Raw genomic sequence first — 24,894 nt, 5'->3', positions numbered from 1 at the left:
TTTATTTAATTATATTTTTAAATTCGTTAATAACTAAATTACAAAATTCTGGTGAATTAATATGATGCGAGGTTTTTATTAACCGTCGTTTTTCAGTTTGAATAAAGACTTTTTCAAACTCATCTATGAAAGCTTGATCCGCTTGCGGTGACCAAAAATCCCCATTTTCAATATCAAGTGCAGAAAAACCACTTTCAGGAATAATAAAAACTACTTCGCCTTGACATTTATTTAGTTTAGTAGCGATCCAATTTGCCATGATTTTATTTTCTTCAGGCGTGGTTCGCATTAAAGTAACTTGTGGATTATGAGGATAAAACAGACGATCTCGATATTTTTCTGGAATAGTATCTGGACTACCGAAATTAACCATATCAAGGGCGCCACATGATCCAATATATGGAACTTGACTTCTTGCGATGGCTTCAAATCGGTCATCATCACAAGCAAGTACTCCATCAAATAGATGATCACAAACTTCAGTGGTTGTAATATCAAGTACACCTTTTAATAAATGGCTATCAGCTAATTTTTCCATTGCTTTACCGCCACTACCCGTTGCATGAAAAACTAAACAATCATATTTATCATTTAATTTTGCTGAAAGCGATTGAACACACGGGGTTGTAACTCCGAACATGGTTAATCCAATTGCTGGTTTATCTTCGACTTGTTCTTGTGTTTTAAATAACACTGAACCTGCGATGGAATTAGCTGCGTTGGCGAGTACCTTCCTTGATATAACATTTACGCCAGCAATATCTGTAACCGAATAGAGCATCGCAATATCACTTGCACCGATATACCCAGATATATCACCTGAGGCCATGGTTGAAACCATCAACTTTGGTACGCCAATAGGCAGTGCTTGCATAGCTGGAGTGATTAATGCGGTACCACCCGAGCCACCTAAACCGAGGATAGCGTCAACATCATTTTGCGCTATTAAAAATTGTTTAAATGCATTAGCCATTGCAACGATAGCCTTTCCTCTATCGGTGGCAAAAACCGCTTTTTCACCCTCGGGATGATATTTAGCAACAGTACTGGCGCTAATATCAGCAATGTGATTAAAAGAATGCGGTTGCTTAGTGGAGATATCAACTATTTTACTTGCAACATTTCTTTTACTAAGTAAATGTTTGACGTAAACAATCTCTTCTCCTTTTGTGTCTAGTGTCGCGACTAAGTAAACCATATTATGCGATGCCATTTATTTCTCCTTAACAGATAAAATAGAACTCGATACTTCTTACTCAACTATCAGCGATTACTACTTTGATAATTATAAGCTAAAAATGAGACATTAGTCTCATTTTTTTTAAATTTTTTTTTAAATTTTTTTAATATTATAGTTATGTTAAAAAAGTTGTATAATTTACAAAAGTTTACTAGTTGGCAATAAATAACAATATGAATATAAATAGCTTAATGAATTCTAAGAAATATTCTGGGGCCAAAAAAAGAACTTACGATCGTCTTATCGAAACTGCGATTGAGGCTTTAGAGCAGGGTAAAGATATATCTATTACTGAATTATCAGATAGAACAGGTATTTCTAGAGCTACTGCTTATCGCTATTTTCCGACTAAAACCGATTTAATATCAGCGGCTGTTGAACAATCACTTAGTCCAATATTCTTATGGCAATCAGATAGAGAAAATGTCGAAGATCGGATATATGATTTTTTAGCTTTTGCTTTGCCGCAAATGTTAAAACATGAAGGAACATTACGTGCAGCTTTAAGCCTCTCTTTAAAACAATGGGCAGATGAACGGTCACAAATAACGGAAAAGACTAAAAAACTTGTGCGAGGTAATCGTAAGGAAATTCTTACCAATTTATTACAGCCACTCAGAGCTCAATTTTCTGATGAGCTTTTTGATAAAGTTATCTACTCAATTTCAATCATATATGGTTCTGAAATATTCATGGTGTTAAAAGATATTTGGAACTTTGAGAGTGAGCAAGTGATAGATCTTTCACAATGGATTGTTAAAGCTATCATCAATCAAGCTAAACAAGAAGCGCAAGATGAATCGATGACCGAATCTTGATTGCTCTGAGTTCGATTAACAATTTTTTTCACTCATTTAACTTACAATTCCAACTAGCCGTTTAACTTGATTCAACAACTTTTATAAAAGTTCACTTATATTTTGCTAGAGTAAACAATTTAGCTTATTCGGTGATTTAACATTAATGATAGTAGTATAAATAAAAAAGACACTACCACATTAGATAGTGTCTTTTTATAACAACGGCTGTTAATAAAAAATAATTAAATTGTATGCCAAACACTATTTTTATTTGAAAGGTTAATTTTCAAATTAATGGTATTGAATAGCTGGCTGACTTTGTTCATCGTGAACTAAGAATAAACATGTATCGCTAGTTAATACGGCCTGTTGTAAACGTTGTTTGTCCTGCTCATTAAGATCGTTAATACAAGCAACCACATAACTACAGGTTTTACTTTGTAATGCCTTTTCTATAGTCGAGACTAAATTATTATTAGTTAAGTTAGCCAAATGTACGACTTTTTGTTTATCAAGCCCGGCAATATTTAGCCATGAACGTTTTAACATTGGACGATCTGATAGCCATAATTGCCATTTTTTTTCTTTATTGAATGAACGTAATAAAGGTCTCTGCTGTTGCAACACTTGTTGAAAAGGTGTTTCAAAATTTATAGCCATAAGTTGTGGTGATGAATGTTCAATAAGCATAATAACCTCTATACTGTTTACTTATACAGTGTATATTAATACAGTATTTTGCGGTTGTAAATACTATTTATGCTCATTTTTTAGATTATTATGTAGTAATATATCTTCATGAGCGAAAATATTGATAAGTCAAAACACCTAAAAAGGTCATCAATACTGAACCTGCGACATGAATCGCGATGGTAGTTAATCCCCAACCAAAACGTCCTTCCTGAAGAAAATTAACAATCTCAGCTGAAAAGGTGGAAAAAGTCGATAATCCACCACAAAAACCAGTAATTATTAACAATCGCCATTCAGGGGATAGGGGGGTGTGATTAAAAAAGGCAATGGCTAAACCGATAATATAACCAGCAATTAAATTAGCAACTAAGGTTCCTAATGGAATAGTAAAAGCAATCACATTTAACTTTAACGATAAAAACCAGCGCAATAAGCCTCCAGCAACTGAACCGACCGAGATAGCTAAAATAAGTTTTAACATAAATGGAAAACCTTTAAATCATTAATTAACCATGATCATATCAGTAGACTAATAAAATGGGTATCTTTTTACAGAGTAAATTATTTCATTTATCAGGCAGGTTAACCAAAATCATTTGATTGTAATCATTATTATTTTTTTATCGTTTGCGCTAAAATAGCTGATAATCATGATGAATAATAAAGGTTATAATAATGTTTACTGGAATCGTTCAAGGTGTTGGTCAAATTATTGATATCATCGATCAAGATAAATTACGTACTTATAAGGTAAAATTACCAGCAAAATTAACACAACATATCGAAATCGGTGCATCCATTGCTAACGATGGATGTTGTTTAACCGTGACCGATTTTCAAGATGATTGGGTTACTTTTGATATTATGCAAGAAACGTTAGCCTTAACAACTCTCGGCAGTAAAAAGTTAAATGATTTGGTTAATATTGAGCGTAGTGCAAAATACGGTGATGAAATTGGTGGCCATGTAATGTCCGGACATGTATCTTGTCGAGCCACCATTATTGACATCCAAAAAACAGCAACTAATTGTCAAATGACGTTAGCTATACCAGAAAGATTTATAAAATATGTTTTATTCAAAGGTTTTATTGGTATAGATGGTGCAAGTTTAACGGTAGGAGAAGTAAAAGATAATCAATTTAATATCCATCTAATTCCTGAAACATTAGCGATTACCACTCTAGATAGTAAAAAAATTGGTGATGAAGTAAATATTGAAATTGACTCACAAACTCAAGCTATCGTTGATACGGTAGAAAGGGTATTAGCAACAAAAAAATAAAGTTAAGCTAATTTGTACCTAAATTGGCTGATAGTGTACTGATTGTTCGTTAATAATGGTTTATTGTTAAACATTCATATGTTAATAAAAAAGGAAACAACATGTTTATAGCAAAACACTTTAAACCATTATTATTAAGCTTGGCGATGCTTGCACCTTTGATTGTTTAGCCGATCAATTAAAATTAATCATTCCAGAATTAGCTAAAGATAGATTTACTAGTAAATTTATTGCCAATCAATTTGGTTGTATTGGCGATAACATCTCACCGCAAATTGAATGGCTGAATATTCCAACTAATGCTAAAAGTTTAGTATTGACCATGTATGATCCTGATGCACCGACGGGATGCGGTTGGTGGCATTGGCAGGTGGTAAATATTCCTCTGTAAAGCTAACATATCGCCCCAATCAGTTTGGTTATACCCATTATTTCAAAAAACGTTTTGGTCTTTAGCCTAAGATGTTACGTTCTGCATAAGTTTCTATTTCAATATCTACCTATTATTGATTATCTACATTATTACAACAAATACCCCATCTTAAGCTTGATATTCAGTCAATCCCATCATTTTACATTGATTAAGATCACATTCTATTCCAGATTAATCTGGAAAAAAATGTAATCGTCTTATTTATTTAACTAACTATACTTTAAATCATCAAGTTATGAATGTATTGCAACAACAATTAGAAAAAGGAGTTGAGTAATGGAAAGACAAATCAAATTACTTAAACTACTTTTTAGCCAATCGGAATTTAAACCGGCTGCTTTTTTTAGTTCAAAATTATCTATTTCAACTAAAACGGTATATTACGATATTGAAAAACTAAATGAACAGTTAATAACGGTACCGAATACGGATATTCGAATCGAAAAGTCTCCCCGTAAAGGGCTAATGCTAGTAGGTGAAAAAACCGATATTGAGCCGATTATTAGCTATTTAGAACAAAAAAATAGTCATAGCTATTTCAATCAAAAATCACGACGCTTAAGTCCTGAATACCGTCGATTAGATATCGTCAAACGCTGTTTACTTAAAAGTGAATCAGTATCACTGGAACAATTATCGGATGATTATTTAGTCAGTAAAACATCGTTACACAAAGATATTGAATTTATTAATCGAGCTCTTGAACAAGAAAATATTCTATTAAATGTCACTCATAAAGGAATTTATGTTGACGGTAATGAAAATCAAATTCAACGAGCGATTAAACATTTCTTATCTTTGTATATTCATAAACAAGATGATTATTATCTCAATCAATTGATGAAATCATTTATTGGCGATGACTCTTTTGAACAGATAACTCAGTTATTATTTGAACGTTTTGAATCGGTAGTCGTACAATCTTCGGAACATTATTTATCTTCATTACTGATATCTATCACCATTCAGCTAAAAAGATTGTGTTTAGGTTATTCAATTCCGGAAGAGAGTGATTTCTTATTTAATCATATCCGATATATGCAATCTTATTTGATTGCCTCGGAATTGGCTAAAACGTTAGAGTTAACTTTTAATGTGACGTTTTCTACCAATGATATTAAATACCTAAGTAAATTGTTTTTTGCTCATCGTATTATTGATGAAAATGTCATTGTTGATGATAGTTTTTATGAGCAAATTATTCGTAGGATCATCAAAAAAATAGGCGATATTGAAAGTGTCGATCTCTCTGGTGATGGAAAATTATTTCACTCATTATTGTCGCATTTTCCACCGATGATTACTCGGTTGCAAAAGCAAATTCGTATTATTAATCCAATATTAGATGAAATAAAACAGGAATATTCGAAATTATTTAGTGTGTTATGGTATGCACTTTCAGACTTAGAACGTAAATTTGATATTCATTTAAATGATCATGAAATTTCATTTTTATTGATTCATTTCCAGATAGCCTTAGATAAAGCCGCTGATGCCAATAACATCGTTATTATATGTCAATATGGATGTTCATCATCAAATTTAATCTTAAATAAAGTCCGCAAATTTTTGCCATCTAAAGATAATATTGAAGTGTATTCTGTGGCTAAACTGAATTCGACTAAGCTTAGTAATGTCGACTTGATCATCACCACTCTTGATATCAAAAATATTAATAAACCGATGGTCAAAATATCATCTTTGTTGAACAAACAAGACTATCAAAATATTATTCAAGCTTACGCTAACTATGTCTTGAATAAACAATCCGATTTTTCAGACAAAGGTAATTATTACCCATCTACCGCCAAATTTGTCAATGCGGATTTAATTGAATTAAATGTTGATATTCAACATAAAAGTGACTGCCTTAATTTGCTGATAAGTAAGTTAGAAGATAAAGGCTTAGTGACTAAAAACTATCGTGACTCAGTTTTATATCGAGAAGAAATCGGCGACACTTCAATTGAAAACGGTATTGCTTTACCGCATGGCTCGCCAATGTTTGTTATTAAATCGAGTATCTCAATTATGACCTTAAAACGACCAATAAAATGGGGCATGATTGATGTCAGTATTATTATTATGGTTAGTCTTTCCGAAGATAATATCAATAGCATTAATGACGTTTTTACCGAAATTTATGAAATTGTTTCAAATAAACAAGCAATTTCATCCTTAAAAAATCTTATAAATTTTAAACAACTTAAACAATTTTTGGATAATCAAAGAGGAATCAAGAATGTACTTTGATCAACATTTATGCCTATTTAACATTGAGGCAAAAACCAAAGAAGAGATCTTAACCACAATGGCACAAATGTTATTGTCACATGGCATTGTTAAACAAGATTATTTAACAGGTATTTTAGAAAGAGAACAGCAATACCCTACAGGTTTATTAGTTAATTCGATTGGTTTTGCAATTCCCCACACCGATTCCTCAAAAGTGAATCAATCACAAATTTGTTTTGCATCGCTAAAACATCCGGTGATTTTTTCCGGTATGACCGATGATAAAGAGCAAATACCGGTCAAATTTATTTTCATGTTAGCAATGAAGCAAGCACATGAACAAGTTGAGAATTTACAAAATTTAATCGGCTTATTTCAAAATGAGGAGCAAATAAAATTATTAGAACAATGTCAATCAACTAACGAATTTATCTCTATTTTAAATAGCGCTGGTGTTAAATAGGATGGATTATTTTTATTAAGGAGTTACAAATGGATAGTGTCATTAATATTTTTCAATGGCTAATAAATTTAGGTGGGGTCGTTTTTTTACCTATCATCATTTTTATTATCGCCTTGTTTTTCAGAGTTAGCTTTTCCAAAGCGATAATGTCTGGTATTACCGTCGGTATTGGTATTGTCGGTCTTGGTTTAGTTATTGGTTTATTATCAGATACGTTAGGTGTTGCGATTCAAAAAATGGGTGAGCAATATGGAACGTCATTAAGCATCATGGATATTGGTTGTGGTGTAGGTGGTCCGTTAGCATTCTCAACTACATTGGGATTATTACTCATTCCTGCTTCATTAATTATCAACTTTTTATTTATTTCACTCGGTTGGACTAGAACTTTAAATGTCGATATTTGGAACTTCTGGTTTGCAATTTTCCTCGGCTTAGTAGCTTATTCTGTAACTGGTGAATATTGGGTTGGTATTATTGGTTGTATCACTGCAGTAATGTTGCAATGGTTTTTGGCTGATCTTTTACAAAAACCAATTAGTTCATTCTTTGGATACCCGGGTATTGCCGTTACTCACCTTATGGCATTATCAGGTGCAATTGTTGCAATACCATTAAATTGGATATTTGACCGTATTCCAGGGCTAAACAAATTAAATGCTGATTCAGAAACATTAACCAAACGATTTGGGATTTTCGGTGATACAGTGGTAATTGGTTTAATCATCGGTATTGTTGTTGGTATCTTAGCTAATTACGATGTTCCACAAATTGGTAAATTAGCAATTTCAACTGCTGCAATCATGAAAATTATGCCGAAAATGGTGGCTATGTTTATGGAAGGTTTACTTCCTGTTGCTGATGCTGCTCGTGAATTTACCAGTAAAAAACTCAATGGCAAACAAGTTAACATCGGTATGGATGCTGCGTTAACTGTTGGTCATCCTGCGGTAATGGCAACTGCGTTAATTATGGTGCCAGTTTCATTATTATTAGCCTTAATTTTACCGGGTAATAAAGTGCTACCTTTTGGTGATTTAGCTTTCTATGCCTTTGGCATCTGTTTAATGGTACCGTTTTTCAAAGGTAATATTATTCGTTCAATTTTAGGTGGCACCATCTATTTGGTCGTCTGCTTATATATGGCAACATGGCTTGCTCCAGTTATTACTGATGTATTCCATTTGGCTAATTACGATGTAGGTACTGCTGGTATTGTTACTGTCATTTTATGTGGATTATGGCCAGTAACCTTATTCGTACTATTGTTAACCCATCTTGGTTTTATTGGTTTAATTGGTTTGGCGCTGGTCATTCTTTGCTTGCTTATCTATATCAACAAAATCAAAAAAATTGAAATGTATTAAAAGGAAATAATCATATGAAGAATTTACTTATCATGTGTGGTGCAGGGCATGCAACTTCAACTATCGCAGTAAGCAAAGTGAATAAATGGCTCAGTGATGAAAAATTAACAGATCAGGTAAAAATCTATCAATCTAAGATTGCTGATGAACTTAATAAGATTGACTCTTATGATGTAGTTGTAAGTACAACGATTGTACCTGATTCAATTAAAGCGAAAGTGATTAATGGATTACCACTACTTACTGGTGTTGGATTAAATGAATTTTTTGCTGAATTGAAAAAGCGTTTAGCTATTTAAATTCAACTTTAAGTTTTGATAATGATTGCCTCATTTATTTTGTGAAGCTTAACCACAAATTAGATGGGGCTATAACAAGGAATAAACTATTATGAATATTATTCATCATGCCATTGAAATTAACACAGTTGCAGGTAGACATTCATACCACGATATTACCGAGCAATTAAAACAGTTTGTAAAGCAATCCAATATCCAAAATGGTCAATTAACTATAGCTACTAGCCATACAACATGTTCACTTTTTTTTGAAGAATGCATGCACGATACCAATTTTTTTGGTGATGAATTTCTGCAAGTGGATATCAACAATACATTAGAAAAAATTGCTCCACGGATGACCAGCGAAAATCAATATAACTCACCAGGTCCGAAGCATGTTGAATTTGGTTTAAGTCTTAGTGATCCTAATTATCCAGCTGAAAAATGGGTTATGTTAAATACCGATGCTCATATCAAATCATCACTGTTTGGTCATTTTTCAATTGTATTAATTATTAAAGATGGTCAACCGTTATTAGGGCAGTTAGGACGAATTTATTTTGTCGATTGGGATGCACTACGTGAAAGGAAACGTAATGTTAATTTTATGCTGATGGGTTGTTAATAAAAGGAGATAATTATGATACTGTCTCCATCACTATTTAATTCTGATCTTTATCAGATCAAAGAAACTCTAGAAAATCTACAAACTTTAGGTATTCGCCAACTACATATTGATGTAATGGATAATCATTATGTACCAAATCTAGGCTTTAACGCTAGCTTTGTTAAAAATCTAAAAGCGCATACTGATTTTATTTTAGATTGCCATCTAATGGTTGAAAGACCTGAATTAGCTATAGTTGATTTTATCGATGCTAAAGCTGATATTATTACCTTTCATTATGAAGCGACAGCGCATCATTCATATATTATTAATAAAATCAAAAATAGTAATATTAAAGTCGGTATAGCCATAAACCCTTGTACACCAGTTGAAAATCTGAAGCTCTTATTACCTCAGGTCGATCAGGTTTTAGTTATGACCGTCAATCCAGGCCAAAAAAATGAAAGTTTTTTACCTTTTACCTTACAAAAAATAGAACAATTAAAAAGTTTAAAGCAAATCGGTAATTACCATTACGATATTCAGGTTGATGGCAATATTAACGATCAAAACATATCGTCATGTGTTGCGGCTGGCGCCAACAGTATCGTATCGGGTGGATTTATCTTTAACAATAATCCGCTCGAAAGCAATATAGAAAGATTAAAAGCGGCAATCAAATAGGGAAATAATAATGGATACTAAAGATGTATTATCAAAAATATTAACTGAAATATCAGCACAAGTAAGCTCCATCAATGAGGAACAACTTAGCCAATTTAAAAATGCCATTATTGCAGCAAAACACATCTTTCTTGCTGGGACAGGCCGCTCTGGATTAATGATTGGGGCATTTGCTAATCGATTAATGCATTTGGGCTTGAATGTTAGTTTGATAACTGAAATTAGTAAACCAAAAGCAAATGTCGGTGATTTATTAATTTTAGGATCGAGTTCCGGTGAAACCAAAAGCTTAATTGCTTATGCTAATCAAGCAAAAGCACTTGGCGTTAAAATAATATTATTTACTACCAATGGTAACTCTAGCTTAGCTAAGTTAGCGGATAATATTGTGGCGATTCCAATAAAAGTGCTTGAACTAAATCAACCCATGGGCAGTACGTTTGAACAACTATCATTACTCACTTATGACAGCATTGTTTACAGTCTAATGACAGAATTGCAACAGACACCAGAATTAATGAAAAATCGCCATGCTAATATTGAATAGAGTACAAACTAAACTAACAAAGTTGAGATAAAATTCTACTTATTATAGTAATTCCGATGCTCGATGGGACCGATGAATACTATGTTATTAAATGTGGCTGAAAAAATTTTGAGGAAAGCACTTTTTTGAAGCAAAAAAATTGAGGAGAGGGGTTTTTTAGGTTATAAAACTCATAATTATATAAAAAAACACCGTTAATTAATCTTATCGATTTAATTAGCGGTGCTGATTTATTGGTCTAAAGCTATAAATGTAAACTATCGATTATACTTAATTAGCTGCTTTTAAATAGTGAGCAATTTGTGCAATATCATTTGGAGTTGTTTGACAGCAGCCACCAATCAATTTGGCCCCTAACTTGATCCAAACTGGCAATTGATTATCAAAGGTACAATTATGTTGATGATCTTGGTGCCATTGTTTAGTGGTTGGATCATATTGCTCGCCTGAATTAGGATAAACAATTAAGGGTTTCGCCGTGAGTGTTTGTAATTCAGTTAATGCCTGAGAGACCTTTTCTAAGGCAATGCAATTAATACCGATACTAACTACCTGATCAATCTGATTTAGATAATCAATCACTTCGACAAGTGGAGTTCCATCACTAAGGTGATTGGCATCTTTTAACGTTAACGAAAACCATGCTGTCATTGTTGGATATTGTTGTAGTAGTTTAGCTAACGCTGTTATTTCAACAAAATTGGGTAGGGTTTCACAAGCTAAAATATCAACTTTTGCATCTATAAGTGCTTGCATTCTGGCCTGATGAAAATCGATAAATTCATTTTCACTGAGTTGATAATTGCCTGTATATTCTGAACCGTCTGCCAAATAGGCTCCATAAGGCCCCACCGAACCAGCGATAACTAATAACTTATCTGACTTAATTTGATCTAGATATTGCTGCTTGGCTTGTTGAGCTAGCGTTACACTTTGTTTAATCAAATTTATTGATTCGGCAAGTGATATCCCTTTTTGGGCAAAACCTAATGGTGTCGCTTGATAACTAGCGGTAATAGCACAATCTGCCCCTGCGTTAAAATAATCAAAATGAACTTGTCTAATAAGATCGGGTTGTTCAATTAATACTTTAGCTGACCATAAGCTATCATTAAGATCACAACCACGGCGCTGTAGCTCACTTGCTAAAGCACCGTCAATAATTACGTAGTTATTTTGGTTTAATAACTGCGATATAGGATTTTCTTTTGACATTATCGATTTACTCGTTGTTGATAAGCTCGGGTAATATGATAGGCGATATAGCAAACCACTACAAATGGAATACCACAATAAAGGGCAATCCGTTGTTCAGGATCGAAAGCCAGTCCAATACAAGCAATTAAACATAATATAAACCCTAAAATAGGCACTAATGGATAAAGAGGTGCTTTATATTTTAGAGATTGTATTTCAGCGGTAGATAATTGTTTTCTAAAAAAGTAATGTGAGGCACAAATACTTAACCAAACAGCAACGACGGCAAATCCTGAAATTGCCGTTAAGCCTACAAACACAGTATCTGGCGCAATAACACTGGAAAACAGTGCTAATAAACCACCAATCATACTAACCGCAATAGCAGTAGTTGGAATACCTTTTGGATTTAATTTACCAAAGCATTTTGGTAATGTACCCTGATTAGATAGCGACCACAACATACGACCAGAAGCATATAATCCAGAGTTAGCTGCGGATAAAATGGCAGTTAAGATAACAAAATTCATAATGTCAGCAGCATAAGGTATACCGATACTTTCAAATACTTCGACAAATGGACTTTTAATAACTCCTGCTTGTTCCATTGGTAGCAGGGCAGCTAACACAAAAATGGTACCAACAAAAAAGATAATCAATCTTAGAATAGTGGTTTTAATCGCTAAGGGAATGGTTTTTTCTGGTTGATGGGTTTCGCCAGCGGCTATACCGATAAGTTCTGTCCCTGAAAATGCAAAATTCACTGATACCATGGTCATAACAATCGGAATAATACCATTAGGAAACCAGCCATGTTCAGTAATATTATGCAAAAATGGCGCAGGTAGGTTATTTTTCATTGGAATAAACCCAAAGATAGCCGCACTACCAGCGATGATAAATACAATAATGGTAATCACTTTAATAATGGAAAACCAAAATTCACTTTCGGCAAAAAATTGTGCGGTAATAATATTTAATAAGAAAATGACTACACAAAAAACTAAGCACCAAATCCAAACTGATACTTGTGGGAACCAATATTGCATACATAAACCGGCAGCAGTAAAACTTGATCCTAATGCTACAGTCCAGGTTAACCAATAAAGCCAAGCAACCGTATAGCCCGTTGCAGGACTAATAAATTTTGATGCATAAGTATGAAATGCGCCCGTTTCAGGCATCGCGACAGCCAGCTCACCCAAGCAAAGCATAACTAAATAGACAACAATTGCACCAATTAAATAAGCAATAATTGCACCGATAGCACCAGCAGTAGCAATGATATAACCAGTATTAAAAAATAATCCAGTTCCTATAACACCACCTAGTGATAACATGATTAAGTGGCGAGTCTTCATTGATCGTTTAAATTGATTTTCAGGCACGGCAGAAGAGTTTTTGTTCATATAAGTTTTGGCTCATTAAATTGTGTTTTAAATGGTATTCCGCCTGATGATAGGCGGAATTTTTTAGATTAGAAGTTTAAATTGTTTAGAAATTCTTGTTTGCTAATTTTATTGCCATTGATAGTCACTTGATCGTTTGATTTTAAGTAATCAAGTTCGCTAAATATACCAGAGGTATTACCTTTTTTAAAGGTGACTAATGGCGAAGTACTCAGTGCCATTTGTGCCATTAATTGTAAATTATTGTTTGTTTTTTGCAGCTGATTGTCGGTTATTTGTTCTGACTCAGGAGCTTCTATTTGTGACATAAATCTTGCCATTACAGCAAATGGTGCTTCAAGATTTATTGAAAGTTGGTTAATTTTGTCAATGTCTCTATCATAAATTGTCATTTGGTTAAGGTTAGCAATATCAACTAATGCACTAAAGTTGAAATCACCAGAAGCATTGTGCCAATGAAATTTTTTAATGTCTATTTTAGTATTGGTGATGTTTGAGTTATTAGCTGAATCTAATAACCAAGATATTTGCGTATAATCGTCTAAAAATGATTTATCTAACCCTTGAACATTAAGTTCAAGAGTACCATTTCCCATTTGTTGCTTGCCGTAATTAAAGGCATCAATTGCAATATCCATATTACCTTCAAGGCCAGTTGTTTTATTGGCAAGTTTATAGTCCATTACAAAATTTTTAAGCACAATTGTTGGTTTGTTGGTATTAGTCTTTAAATTAATAAATAAATCATCAACTCTATTTTGTGCTTCGAAGAAATAATTTTGATAATCAATTTTATTAATAACTTTTAAATTTTTTAGTTGAATCTCATCACCATCGTGTCTTTTATAATTTAAATTATCAATAAATATTGAAAAAGAAGGTTTTTCATAGTCTAGGTTGCTAGACACCTCATAATTTATTTGGCCTAGTTCGAGCTTACCTTCAAGAAATTGGAAAATAAGATCTTCATCACTCAAAACAATCGGTTGGGTGGTCATATTAAAGGTTAGATTATTAGAATAAGACAAATTGATATGCCCATTTACAAATGACCGGTTACCAGCAAGTTTCCATAAAATTGGGTTAGATTTTTCTGTACCTTGATACTCAAGCCACGCCATTTGTGGCGAAAAAGTACCTTGTTTTAAGGCTGCTAGTGGGAATGGGCCATGATGAATAATGATATCATCCTCGTATAGTGTAATAGGATCGAATGCATCATCTGGCTGAGCTATAATTTTTATATGTGTTTTAGTTGAAAAAATACCTTTTTCATCATTAGAATGGGTGATTTGTACTTCAACATCATTCTGTAAATTATTAACTTGTTTTGTTATGTTTTTTAATGTGTTATCTAACTCAGCTTCAATTACATTGCCTGTATGCCAAGCTATACCAACATAACCAAGGCCTAATATTGCAATAACGCCAATTGCCAGTGTACTTTTCTTCATGTTTACTCTCTTACCTTCTATTTTCTTTAAATTATTTATAAAATATATTTCATTAAAATATGATTTAGTTATTTAGTTAAATTATGACTAAGCTAGTTTAAAATAGACTAAGCATATCATCTTTGTTAAAAATATCACCATTAACGTTAGCTTGGCCACTGTTGTTAGGGATATCAATATTAGTAAATATTCCTTGCTCGTCACCTTTATTATATTTGAATAGTGGTGAATTATTTAATATCTGTTGGTATAGATTTTTAACGATTTGTTTCGATTCGTTAAGTTGTTGTTCAGTTAGTTCATTATTTTCTGGATGATGAAATTGAGCATAGCTACGGGCTAAGACTTTAAGTGGTGCATCAATATTTAATTTAAAACTATTGATTCTATTTAAATTGTCATCGTCTAACATGGTGTTATCAAAATTGTTGATAGTCGTTATGCCACTAATATTGATATCACCATCAAGATTGTGCCAATTTAGTTGTTTAAGTTCAATTTTACTGTGAATAGGTTGATTATCTGTAGCATCTCCATTTATGAATGCATCACCAAACAGTGCTTTATCTATACCTTGATAATCTATATCTATATTTGCATTACCTAAGTTCTGTTGTCCATATAAGATTGAGTCAACACTGCAAGTGAACGAGCCATTAAGAACGCGAGTATCACTTAAATCGATTTTTTGCTTAATAGATAGTTTGTCTAATTCAGTAGAGGGTAGTTGTTCATCTGATTCAGCCATTAAGCTGAATTTATCAAGATTAGTATTTAAAGTTATATTTTGATTAACGTAATCAATAATCCCATTTGCTTTTAAATTTTCAATTAAAAAGGTATTGTTATCAGGTTTGTCATAGTCATATTCATAATTGAAGTAAATATCTTTTAAATTAGTTTTTAAAGAATCTAAATTTAAATTATAACGAATCATATTTGACTGTTTTTCGCCATCAAGATCAATGTGAAGCTTATCTAATGTAATATATTGAACTGATTTTTTAGTGTGAAATCTATCTAAATTTAGTGTTATTGAAGGGATAGCCGAATCAATATTACTAATAAATGTGAAATTACCATTGCCTAATTCGGATTCGAATTTAATATGATTATCTGTTTCTCTATGATGAATTATTTTCCTGCTGAAAAGTTTTATAATTATATTATTACTATAATCTAAACTAATATAACCAGTAATAAAGGGGCGATTACCATTAGTCTTCCATAATAATGGATTAGATTCTTCGCTAGTTTCATATCCCACCCAAGCCATTTGCGGTGAAAATATGCCTTGTTTTAAGGCTGCGATTGGTAATGGACCATGATGGATTGTGAAATCTTTATCAGCTAGCGTTAAAACATCAGCAAAACTGCCATCTTTGGAAGATAGGGTCATATTAATATGAGTTTTGGTTGAAAATAGATGTTTTTCATCATTAGAATGGCTGATGTTGATTTTAAACACATTTTGACTATTGTTAAATTGCTCAGTAACTTGCATTAATGATTTATCAAGATTGCTTTCAATTAGGTTTCCTGTATGCCAGGCAATACCGACATAACTTAAACCTAATATAGCGATAACGCCAACAGCCAGTGTCGTCTTTTTCATTTTTACTCTTTATATTCTGTTATATTTTTAGCTATTTTTCTTGATGCTCTGCAAAATCAGCTAATAAATTTTTAATATAATCAATGCGATCAACTCGCTGTAGATCAGATTTAAGCAATTTTAATCGATTTGTTCCTTCTAGGCGATAATTTTTTGGCGATTTTTGAATCGTTTCGATTAAATAATCTATCGCAATTTTGTTGTTAGAGCCAAATTCTATAAAGCCGCCTTTTTCACCATATTCGATTTTTGTAATGCCCAATTTACTTGCTTGATAGCGGATTTTAGTCGTTTCTAATAAAAATAGCACTGGGTCGGGTAATTGACCAAAACGATCTCGCATTTCAACTTGTATATCGGTAAGTTCATCTAGGTTTTCAATACTAGCAATTCGTTTATATAGTGATAATCTGGTATTAACGTCAGGGATAAAATCATCTGGAATCAGTGTTGGTAAACGTAATTCAACTTCAGTTTGTTGATTATTAAGTAGTGATTCGAGGGTAGGCTCTTTGCCTTCTTTAAGTGATTTAACCGCATCATCAAGTAATTCAATGTATAAATTAAAACCTATTGTTTCAATTTGACCACTTTGATCACTACCAAGTAATTCACCGGCACCTCGTATTTCAAGATCATGGGTGGCTAAGGCAAATCCAGCACCTAAATCTTCTAAAGTAGCAATAGCGTCAAGGCGTTTTTTAGCATCTTTAGTTAATAATTTTGGATGTGGTGTCAATAAATAAGCATAGGCTTGATGATACGAACGCCCAACTCGACCTCGCAATTGATGTAATTGTGCAAGACCAAATTTATCAGCACGATCGATAATAATCGTATTGGCATTAGGAATATCGATTCCTGTTTCGACAATAGTTGTACATACTAATAAATTGAATCGTTGGTGATGAAAATCATTCATAACTCGCTCAAGATCACGTTCATGCATCTGACCATGGCCTATAGCAACACGAGCTTCAGGTACCAATTCCGTTAGTTTTTCTGCCACTTTTTCAATATCCGAGACATCATTGTGTAGATAATAAATCTGACCACCACGGAGAATTTCCCGTAGAATGGCTTCACGAATGACTAAATCATCAGATTCTCGAACAAAGGTTTTTACAGCTAATCGACGCGCAGGTGGTGTGGCAATAATTGATAGATCACGCATACCACTCATTGCCATATTTAGGGTACGTGGAATAGGGGTGGCGGTCAAAGTGAGTATATCGATATTGGCGCGCATTGCTTTGATTCGTTCTTTTTGACGAACACCAAAGCGATGTTCTTCATCAACAATCAATAAGCCTAAATCTTGCCATTTTACATCTTCTTGTAATAATTTATGGGTACCGATGACAATATCGATTTTACCTTCAGCAAGTTCTTGAATAATGGCTTGCTGCTGTTTAGCGGTTTTAAAGCGAGACAAACTTTCGATACGGATTGGCCAATTGGCAAATCTATCACAAAAACTCTCATAATGTTGCTGAGCCAGTAATGTGGTCGGAACTAATACGGCGGTCTGTTTATGGTTAATCACTGCTAAAAATGCGGCACGAATAGCCACTTCGGTTTTACCAAAACCAACATCACCACAGACTAATCGATCCATTGCGTAAGGTGAACACATATCACCAATAACTGCGCCAATGGCATTTTGTTGATCGTCGGTTTCTTGATATGGAAAAGCTTGGCAAAACAGCTCATATTGTTCACGATCTTGTTTAAATTCAAAGCCGGGCTTGCTTTCTCGTTCAGCATAAATATCAAGTAATTCAGCGGCAACATCTCGTACTTTTTCGGCAGCCTTTTGTCGTGCCTTACTCCATGTATCCGTTCCTAATTTATTTAGTGGAGCATTATCTTCATCGCCACCTGAATAACGGCTAATTAAATTTAGTGATGAAACCGGTACATAGAGTTTAGTTTCATTCGCATAGAGCAAGATAAGATACTCGGCTGTTATACCACCGGTCTCTAATGTTGTTAAACCAGCATAACGACCTACACCATGTTCTAAATGTACCACTGGTTTGCCAGGGGTTAATTCGGCTAAGCTACGAATTAAACTATCGATATTGATCGCCTGTTTGCTCTCTTTTTTTCGCCGAATAACCCTACGACCTAATAATTCATTTTCAGTGATAAAAGCGAAATTTTGTTGTTGATTGATAAAACCTTGTTCACTGGCACCGATCATTAAAAAATAGCGATTTTCGGTATTGGCTAATTCATCAAGCTGAGAGATAGTTGTCGGGTGTATTCGTATTCTGCCTAAGATCTCTTGTAAGGCATCTTTACGGCCTTCCGATTCAACTGAAAAAATGATTTTACCATGGAAATCTTGAGTAAATTGCTGAAAATGTAAATAAGGTTGTTTTTGCTGAATTTGGATCGCAATCTCTGGCAATAAACTAAAAGGTAAATTAATACTTCTGTTCGATTCACTAATTTCAGTATGTGATATTGTGATTCGAGGGTATTGTTTAAAATGAGCAAAGATTTCATCGGTTTTTGTCCAAATTACCGTTGGTGTTAACAGTGGTCGCATTGGATCGACTTTGCGACTCTCATAACGTTGCGTAATATCTTGCCAATATTTATTAGCAAATTGTTCAATATTGGCTGTGTTAATGATCAACGTATTGGATAAAAAGTAAGAAAATAGTGGCGTGAGTGGCTCGTTAAAAAATAGTGCCTGCCAATATTCGATACCTGTAGGTAAAATATTTTTACTGACTTGTTGATAGATACTTTCAGGATCAAGTCTTACCTCAAATTGTTCTCGCCATTGACTACGAAACAGTTCGATGGATGCTTTATCAAATGGAAACTCATGGGCTGGAAGAAGTTGAATTTCATTAATTTCATCCAGTGTTCGCTGGCTTTCAACATCAAAAGTGCGAATACTATCTATTTCGTCATCAAAAAAATCGATGCGATATGGTTTTTCACTGCCCATTGGAAAGATATCAAATAGTGCACCTCGAGTTGCATATTCGCCATGTTCCATGACTTGACTTACTGAACGATAACCGGCATTTTCAAGTTGTAACCGCAGATTTTCACGGCTTATAGCTAAGCCTTTCTTCATCATAAATACATGCCCACCTAAGTAGTTTTGTGGACATACTTTTTGCATAAGAGTATTAATTGGTAGGATTAAGGCACCCTTAGTTAAATGACCAAGTTGATAAAGACAAGATAGCCGCTCGGAAACAATATCTTGATGCGGTGAAAAACTATCATAAGGTAGTGTTTCCCAATCGGGAAAAAAAATCGATGGAAAAGTTGAAAATTGTTTCAACTCTTCATGAAGCCGAGTTGTTTGTTGCATGTCATCTGTAACAATCACTACTAAACCATTGTGTGCATCAATAGCCTGTGCACAAAATTGGGATAGGGAAGAACCTACAAGTTGACCGACTTGTTTTACTTCACCTGATTTTTTAGGAATGATGTTAGAAATATTGTATGTTTTTGACATGTTAGAATAATAGATAATTGCGACAAAGTTAGCCTAAGATTATAACGTAATTATATGGTTGTTTTCTATAACTGTTTAATCCTGTATGATAAGCAGTTAAAATTTAACTGGTTAAACTTAATTGAAAACTTTAGGTACTTTATAACTATTATGTCAAAAATATTTCGTCCATTAGTATTTTATATAGGTTTACGCTATGTATACGGGCAAAAAACCGATGGGTTTGGTCGCTTTGTTTCTTGGCTATCTATGATTGGCATCATGCTCGGTTCTATCGGTTTGATTGTGGTTTTGTCGGTAATGAATGGATTGGAAGATCAGATGCAAAATAGTATCTTGAAGTTTTTTCCTCAAGCGCAAATTACTTCAAAAACCGGAAGAATCGATACAACAGTCATTCATTCTAAACAATTTGAAAATATCCCAGGCGTTGAACGAATTACGCCAATAATTACCGGTGATGTGGTACTACAAAGTCAACAAAGTATTACGGTTAGTACCTTAATGGGTATCACCGCAGAGGATCATGATCCAATAGAAAATTATGTTTATACAGGTTCAATCGATTCATTACAAGCGGGTAGCTATAATGTGATACTGGGACAGACATTGGCTAATCAACTTGGTGTATTGGTTGGTGACAAAATTCGCTTAATGGTTACTGATGCTAGCCAGATTACGCCAGTTGGACGCATTCCATCACAACGTTTGTTTACTATAAGTGGTTTATTTTCGGTCAATCATGATATTAACCAAGCGTTAATCTATATCAATCAATCTGATGCCAAAAATTTATTACGTTATCCAGCGAATAATATTAGTGGTTGGCGATTATTTTTAACACATCCACTGGACATCTCATCAGTAACTAATCGTTCGTTACCCGATGATTTAGTTTTTACTGACTGGCGAGCTAAACGTGGTGAATTGTTTCAAGCAATTAAGATGGAAAAAAATGTAATGGGCTTATTAATTAGTTTGATTGTAATTGTGGCAGCTTTCAACATTATTACTTCATTAAGTTTGTTGGTTATGGAAAAACAAGGCGAAGTCGCGATTTTAAAAACGCAAGGCTTGTCACGTTTTAAAATTATGCTGATTTTTATTATTCAAGGTGCTAGTTCTGGTGTCATTGGTACTTTACTTGGTAGTGCTATAGGACTGTTACTGGCTTCATATCTTAATGAATTGATGTCAGTGCTTGGATTATCCTTTGCTGGTATTGAATTACCTAGTTTGGTTGAGCCTTCACAGATAGTATTTATTATTTTCGGATTACTTATGTTATCACTAATTTCAACACTTTATCCTGCCTACCGTGCAGCCAATATTCAACCAGCGGAGGCTTTACGTTATGAGTAATTTACAACCACTTCTTTCGGCTAAAAATCTTTATAAAACCTATAAAGAAGGCAAAATGGTCACTGAAGTACTAAAAAATGTTTCATTTGATATTTATCCGCAATCATTACTCGCTATTATTGGTAGCTCAGGATCTGGAAAGAGTACCTTATTGCATTTATTGGGTGGATTAGACAAACCAACTTCAGGTGAAATTATATTTAAATCACAACAACTTAATCAGTTATCAGAACAAGAAAAAGCACATTTACGTAATCAAGAAATTGGTTTTGTGTATCAGTTTCACCATCTACTTCCAGACTTTACTGCATTGGAAAATGTGGCGATGCCGTTATTAATTGCTGGTACCTCACCAAGTGAGGCTAAAAAACGCGCTATGGCAATGCTAGAGTCGGTAAATTTAGTTAAACGAGCTAATCACCGTCCTGCAGAATTATCTGGAGGTGAACGTCAACGAGTGGCAATAGGCAGGGCATTGATAAATAATCCGGCTTTAGTGATGGCCGATGAACCTACTGGTAACTTAGATAAATCAACCGCTGATGCCATTTTTGATCTGTTAATCAAACTTAACCGTGAACACGGCACAGCGTTTTTAGTCGTAACTCATGATTTAGTTTTAGCGAACAAACTTGATCAACAGTTGATTATGAGTGATGGTCAGTTATCTGCCAGTAATTCTGTTAATTAAGGGTGAATGGATAATTAAACATGAATTTATCATTAATTACAGCCATTAAATTTCGTAAAGGTCGCCGTAAAAGTGGCATGGTTTCATTGATATCAATTATTTCAACTTTGAGCATTGCTATCGGTATTGCCGCATTGATTATTGGTTTAAGCGCCATGAATGGTTTTGAACGAGAACTCAACGATAGGGTGTTATCGGTAGTACCACACGGCCAAATTTATTCACAATATGGCAATTTAGATAATTGGCAACAGGTACAAACCGAGTTACAAGAAAATAAAAATATATTATCGGTGACGCCTTACGTTAGCTTTACCGGATTGATTGAAAATGGCAGTAAGCTTGGTGCCGTTGAAGTACAAGGACTTGATCCTGAACAGGAACAGAAAATTAGTTCTTTACCTAGCTATGTACTTAATAATAGATGGCAAGATTTTAAAGCTGATAGCCAACAAATCATTTTAGGTGCCGGATTAGCTAAATCGTTAGCAGTTAATGAAGGGCAGTGGGTTACTTTACTTATTCCTGTATCAAACAATCCTGAGCAACTTAAGCCTCCTCGTCGTGTTCGTTTGCAAGTACACGGTATTTTAGATCTAAGTGGTACGTTAAGTAACAATGTTGCATTATTACCATTAGCTGATTCACAAAAGTTACTTGCTATTGGTGACAGTGTCACGGGGTTAATGCTTAATGTTGATAATGTCTATCAAGCTAGTGCTATTATTGGCCATGCAATATTGAATCTGGAAGAAGATCTTAGTTTTAACAGTTGGGAACATACCTTTGGCTTCATGTATCGTGATATTCAAATGATTAGACAAATTATGTATTTAGCGATGATTGTGGTTATTGGTGTGGCTTGTTTTAATATTGTGTCGACGCTGGTTATTGCGGTAAAAGATAAACAACGTGATATTGCTATTCTAAAAACACTCGGGGCGACTAATCGTCTAATAAAACGCATTTTTATTTGGTATGGTGTGCTTTCTGGATTAATTGGTAGTGTGATTGGTGTATTGCTTGGATCTATTTTGGCATGGCAACTTTCCAATATTATGGCAGCGGTTGAATCAATAATGGGGCACAAATTTTTAAACAGCAATATCTATTTTGTTGATTTTTTACCATCAGAAATTCATCTTTTGGATGTCATCTTGGTATTTATTACGGCTATGTTACTAAGTTTGATTGCCAGCTATTATCCAGCGCAAAGAGCTTGTAAAATCGATCCGGCCAGAGTGTTAAGTAGTTATTAATTTACAATTAAACAGAATATAAACAAGGCGCAATATCTGATTTGCGCCTTATTTTTAATAATATTGATAGCCACTTATCAATTGATAATGCTGATAGCCCCAATATAAAAGTAAAGATGAAACTATTAATATCGTGATAATTAATAGTGTGCAGATCTGTTTTCGATTGCGGAATTTTTCTAAACAAACACTAATTAATCCGCCTAAAATAAGCCCTGTGATTGCTCCACCAATATGCGCCATATTATCAATAGAAGGTAGCAACCCTAAACCAAAGGTCAGTAATAAACTGACTACGATTGATTTGATAGGCATCTCTTGTAAGTCAGTACGATTAATTAAGCTATAAGCAAGTAATGCGGTAATAATCCCTAAAATTGCACCTGATGCGCCACAACTAATGACATTATAATTAATAGTGGCAACATCACTGGCTAAACTACCAAATAATCCTGATAATAGATAAATGCCAATAAATGCTAATGGTGGTATCAAGCGTTCTAGAATAGTGCCAATACTCCACAATGCTAGCATATTCATGGCAAGATGAGTTAAGCTAACATGCATAAAAATATTAGTAAATAAGCGCCAATATTGCCCAGAAAAAGTTAATTGAGCAATATCAGCACCCCAATCAATCAGGAATCTATTCTGACTGAATGTTGAGAATCCCCGCTCATCAAGTAGTCGAGAAATAAAAAAACAGGCAATATTAAGCAATATCAAAATACTGGTAATTTTTGCTTGATTATAGATCGGCTGAACATATTTTAGGATAGACATATATTATGGTTTCCTTTTGAAAAACTGACATTAAATTTGATGATTAGTTTAATCAAATCGCTTACCTAAAATAATCAAGTCACGTTTAACACCATCAAGTTCAGCAATTTTAGGCAGTAATGCCCATTGTCGATAATGCATTTTTTCGAATAATTTAATACTTGGAATATTATGGCCAAAAACATAGCTCAATATAGCATCAATACCCGCTTGTTTGGCAAAAGCTTCAATCTGTGCCACCGTGGTTTGGCCAATTTTCTTACCTCGGAAATCTTGATGAAGATATAGACTGATTTCAACTGTTTTATCATAAGCTGGACGACCATAAAAAGATGACAAACTGACCCAGCCACAAGGTTGATTCTGATATTTTATTAACCAAAGCGGACGTTTTTGCGGATTATGTTGCTCAAACCAAGCAACGCGACTTTCGACTGAAACAGGTTGTAAGTCGGCGGTAATTTGACGGCTAGCAATGGTTGAATTATAAACATCAACAATAAAAGGTAAATCATCTAAAGTGGCATTAACATAAGTAATCATAGGAATAAAAGAGTTATGGTTAATTGTGCTTCATTGTAATGGCTTTGCTATTAGCAAGCAATATTTGTTAAAGTTGCTTGAATCATAAGTAATTATAAAATCGGAACAATAACTCACTCAAAAAAGCTGTTTCGCAACATTTTTATTATTGCTTAATATATTGCTTAACAAATGTTTACATAAAAAAATATTACATATCATCAATTTTAGATTAATATTCTATGTGCATTTTTTGTGATTTTAGTTTGATGGATTATTAAACTTACAAATGTAATGTTTAATACTTATCTTATTGTTTTATAGTAAATTAAATGTAAATTTCAGCAAGGATTACTGAAAATATGTTAAAATATGGTCTTAATCGGGCATCGGGCATCGGGCATCGGGCATCGGGCATCGGGCATCGGGCATCGGGCATCGGGCATCGGGCATCGGGCATCGGGCATCGGGCATC

At 33.9% G+C, this 24,894-nt stretch carries 23 protein-coding genes; 13 read left to right on the top strand and 10 right to left on the bottom strand.

Annotation, left to right across the window (positions count from 1 at the left end):
- Position 1: 1 nt before the first annotated feature.
- Positions 2-1,213, bottom strand: a complete 1,212-nt coding sequence (locus tag H3U96_RS01570; protein WP_198195359.1) for a Tm-1-like ATP-binding domain-containing protein — start codon at positions 1,211-1,213, stop codon at positions 2-4.
- Between the two features lie 218 nt (positions 1,214-1,431).
- On the opposite strand from H3U96_RS01570, the gene H3U96_RS01565 reads away from it, so the two are divergent.
- On the top strand, positions 1,432-2,058 hold the full coding sequence (locus H3U96_RS01565; RefSeq protein ID WP_198195358.1) for a TetR/AcrR family transcriptional regulator: 627 nt from the start codon (positions 1,432-1,434) through the stop codon (positions 2,056-2,058).
- A 273-nt stretch (positions 2,059-2,331) separates the two neighbouring features.
- Here H3U96_RS01565 and H3U96_RS01560 read toward each other — a convergent pair whose 3' ends face one another.
- Entirely contained in the window at positions 2,332-2,730 is a 399-nt protein-coding gene (locus H3U96_RS01560; protein WP_065578678.1) for a cell division inhibitor SulA, read from the bottom strand.
- A gap of 106 nt (positions 2,731-2,836) precedes the next feature.
- A complete protein-coding gene (gene crcB / locus H3U96_RS01555; RefSeq protein WP_086357257.1) occupies positions 2,837-3,214 on the bottom strand; it encodes a fluoride efflux transporter CrcB in 378 nt (125 codons plus the stop codon).
- 194 nt (positions 3,215-3,408) lie between these two features.
- Between crcB and H3U96_RS01550 the strand changes: the two genes are divergently transcribed.
- From H3U96_RS01550 to hxlB, 9 genes are all read left to right on the top strand, one after another.
- Positions 3,409-4,017, top strand: coding sequence for a riboflavin synthase (locus H3U96_RS01550; RefSeq protein ID WP_065613026.1), 609 nt, complete (start codon positions 3,409-3,411; stop codon positions 4,015-4,017).
- A 127-nt stretch (positions 4,018-4,144) separates the two neighbouring features.
- Positions 4,145-4,408 (top strand): YbhB/YbcL family Raf kinase inhibitor-like protein, encoded by a 264-nt coding sequence (locus tag H3U96_RS11380; protein ID WP_370545624.1) that lies wholly within the window; start codon positions 4,145-4,147, stop codon positions 4,406-4,408.
- 318 nt (positions 4,409-4,726) lie between these two features.
- The gene (locus H3U96_RS01540; protein WP_065578682.1) at positions 4,727-6,703 is read left to right on the top strand and encodes a transcription antiterminator; all 1,977 of its coding nucleotides are present in this window, start codon (positions 4,727-4,729) and stop codon (positions 6,701-6,703) included.
- Positions 6,693-7,148 carry a PTS sugar transporter subunit IIA gene (locus tag H3U96_RS01535; RefSeq protein WP_034901957.1) on the top strand — a complete coding sequence of 152 codons (456 nt, stop codon included), beginning with the start codon at positions 6,693-6,695 and terminating at the stop codon, positions 7,146-7,148. The genes H3U96_RS01540 and H3U96_RS01535 overlap by 11 nt, the downstream gene beginning before the upstream one ends.
- A gap of 29 nt (positions 7,149-7,177) precedes the next feature.
- On the top strand, positions 7,178-8,515 hold the full coding sequence (locus H3U96_RS01530) for a PTS galactitol transporter subunit IIC (protein ID WP_034883654.1): 1,338 nt from the start codon (positions 7,178-7,180) through the stop codon (positions 8,513-8,515).
- A gap of 14 nt (positions 8,516-8,529) precedes the next feature.
- Positions 8,530-8,814 (top strand): PTS sugar transporter subunit IIB, encoded by a 285-nt coding sequence (locus H3U96_RS01525; RefSeq protein ID WP_034901958.1) that lies wholly within the window; start codon positions 8,530-8,532, stop codon positions 8,812-8,814.
- A gap of 91 nt (positions 8,815-8,905) precedes the next feature.
- Entirely contained in the window at positions 8,906-9,421 is a 516-nt protein-coding gene (locus tag H3U96_RS01520) for a YjbQ family protein (protein WP_034901959.1), read from the top strand.
- 15 nt (positions 9,422-9,436) lie between these two features.
- On the top strand, positions 9,437-10,087 hold the full coding sequence (gene rpe, locus H3U96_RS01515) for a ribulose-phosphate 3-epimerase (protein ID WP_065651067.1): 651 nt from the start codon (positions 9,437-9,439) through the stop codon (positions 10,085-10,087).
- Between the two features lie 10 nt (positions 10,088-10,097).
- Entirely contained in the window at positions 10,098-10,634 is a 537-nt protein-coding gene (hxlB, locus tag H3U96_RS01510) for a 6-phospho-3-hexuloisomerase (RefSeq protein ID WP_086360713.1), read from the top strand.
- Positions 10,635-10,904: 270 nt separating this feature from the next.
- Here the strand turns inward: hxlB and mmuM are convergent, their stop codons facing one another.
- From mmuM to mfd, 5 genes are all read right to left on the bottom strand, one after another.
- Positions 10,905-11,849, bottom strand: a complete 945-nt coding sequence (gene mmuM, locus H3U96_RS01505) for a homocysteine S-methyltransferase (RefSeq protein WP_086360712.1) — start codon at positions 11,847-11,849, stop codon at positions 10,905-10,907.
- Entirely contained in the window at positions 11,849-13,240 is a 1,392-nt protein-coding gene (gene mmuP, locus H3U96_RS01500; protein ID WP_086360711.1) for an S-methylmethionine permease, read from the bottom strand. The genes mmuM and mmuP overlap by 1 nt, the downstream gene beginning before the upstream one ends.
- Before the next feature lie 68 nt (positions 13,241-13,308).
- Positions 13,309-14,694 (bottom strand): YdgA family protein, encoded by a 1,386-nt coding sequence (locus tag H3U96_RS01495; protein WP_198195357.1) that lies wholly within the window; start codon positions 14,692-14,694, stop codon positions 13,309-13,311.
- Between the two features lie 97 nt (positions 14,695-14,791).
- Positions 14,792-16,309, bottom strand: coding sequence for a DUF945 family protein (locus H3U96_RS01490; RefSeq protein WP_198195356.1), 1,518 nt, complete (start codon positions 16,307-16,309; stop codon positions 14,792-14,794).
- Positions 16,310-16,340: 31 nt separating this feature from the next.
- Complete coding sequence (gene mfd, locus H3U96_RS01485; RefSeq protein WP_198195355.1) at positions 16,341-19,802, bottom strand: transcription-repair coupling factor; 3,462 nt, start codon at positions 19,800-19,802, stop codon at positions 16,341-16,343.
- A gap of 159 nt (positions 19,803-19,961) precedes the next feature.
- Here mfd and lolC point away from each other — a divergent pair, with 159 nt between their 5' ends.
- The 3 genes from lolC to lolE are packed head-to-tail and all read left to right on the top strand — an operon-like array spanning position 19,962 to position 23,114.
- The gene (gene lolC / locus H3U96_RS01480) at positions 19,962-21,164 is read left to right on the top strand and encodes a lipoprotein-releasing ABC transporter permease subunit LolC (protein WP_110453577.1); all 1,203 of its coding nucleotides are present in this window, start codon (positions 19,962-19,964) and stop codon (positions 21,162-21,164) included.
- Positions 21,157-21,855, top strand: coding sequence for a lipoprotein-releasing ABC transporter ATP-binding protein LolD (gene lolD, locus H3U96_RS01475; protein ID WP_198195354.1), 699 nt, complete (start codon positions 21,157-21,159; stop codon positions 21,853-21,855). The genes lolC and lolD overlap by 8 nt, the downstream gene beginning before the upstream one ends.
- Before the next feature lie 20 nt (positions 21,856-21,875).
- Entirely contained in the window at positions 21,876-23,114 is a 1,239-nt protein-coding gene (gene lolE / locus H3U96_RS01470; protein WP_198195353.1) for a lipoprotein-releasing ABC transporter permease subunit LolE, read from the top strand.
- A gap of 54 nt (positions 23,115-23,168) precedes the next feature.
- Here lolE and H3U96_RS01465 read toward each other — a convergent pair whose 3' ends face one another.
- A complete protein-coding gene (locus H3U96_RS01465) occupies positions 23,169-23,897 on the bottom strand; it encodes a rhomboid family intramembrane serine protease (protein ID WP_198195352.1) in 729 nt (242 codons plus the stop codon).
- A 48-nt stretch (positions 23,898-23,945) separates the two neighbouring features.
- Complete coding sequence (locus H3U96_RS01460) at positions 23,946-24,440, bottom strand: GNAT family N-acetyltransferase (protein WP_198195351.1); 495 nt, start codon at positions 24,438-24,440, stop codon at positions 23,946-23,948.
- Between the last annotated feature and the right edge of the window lie 454 nt (positions 24,441-24,894).

This window comes from Gilliamella sp. M0364 (genome assembly GCF_016100565.1).
Taxonomy (GTDB): domain Bacteria; phylum Pseudomonadota; class Gammaproteobacteria; order Enterobacterales; family Orbaceae; genus Gilliamella; species Gilliamella apis.
Note: the sequence above shows the minus strand (reverse complement) of the source record. Positions and strands in the feature narration are given on the sequence as shown.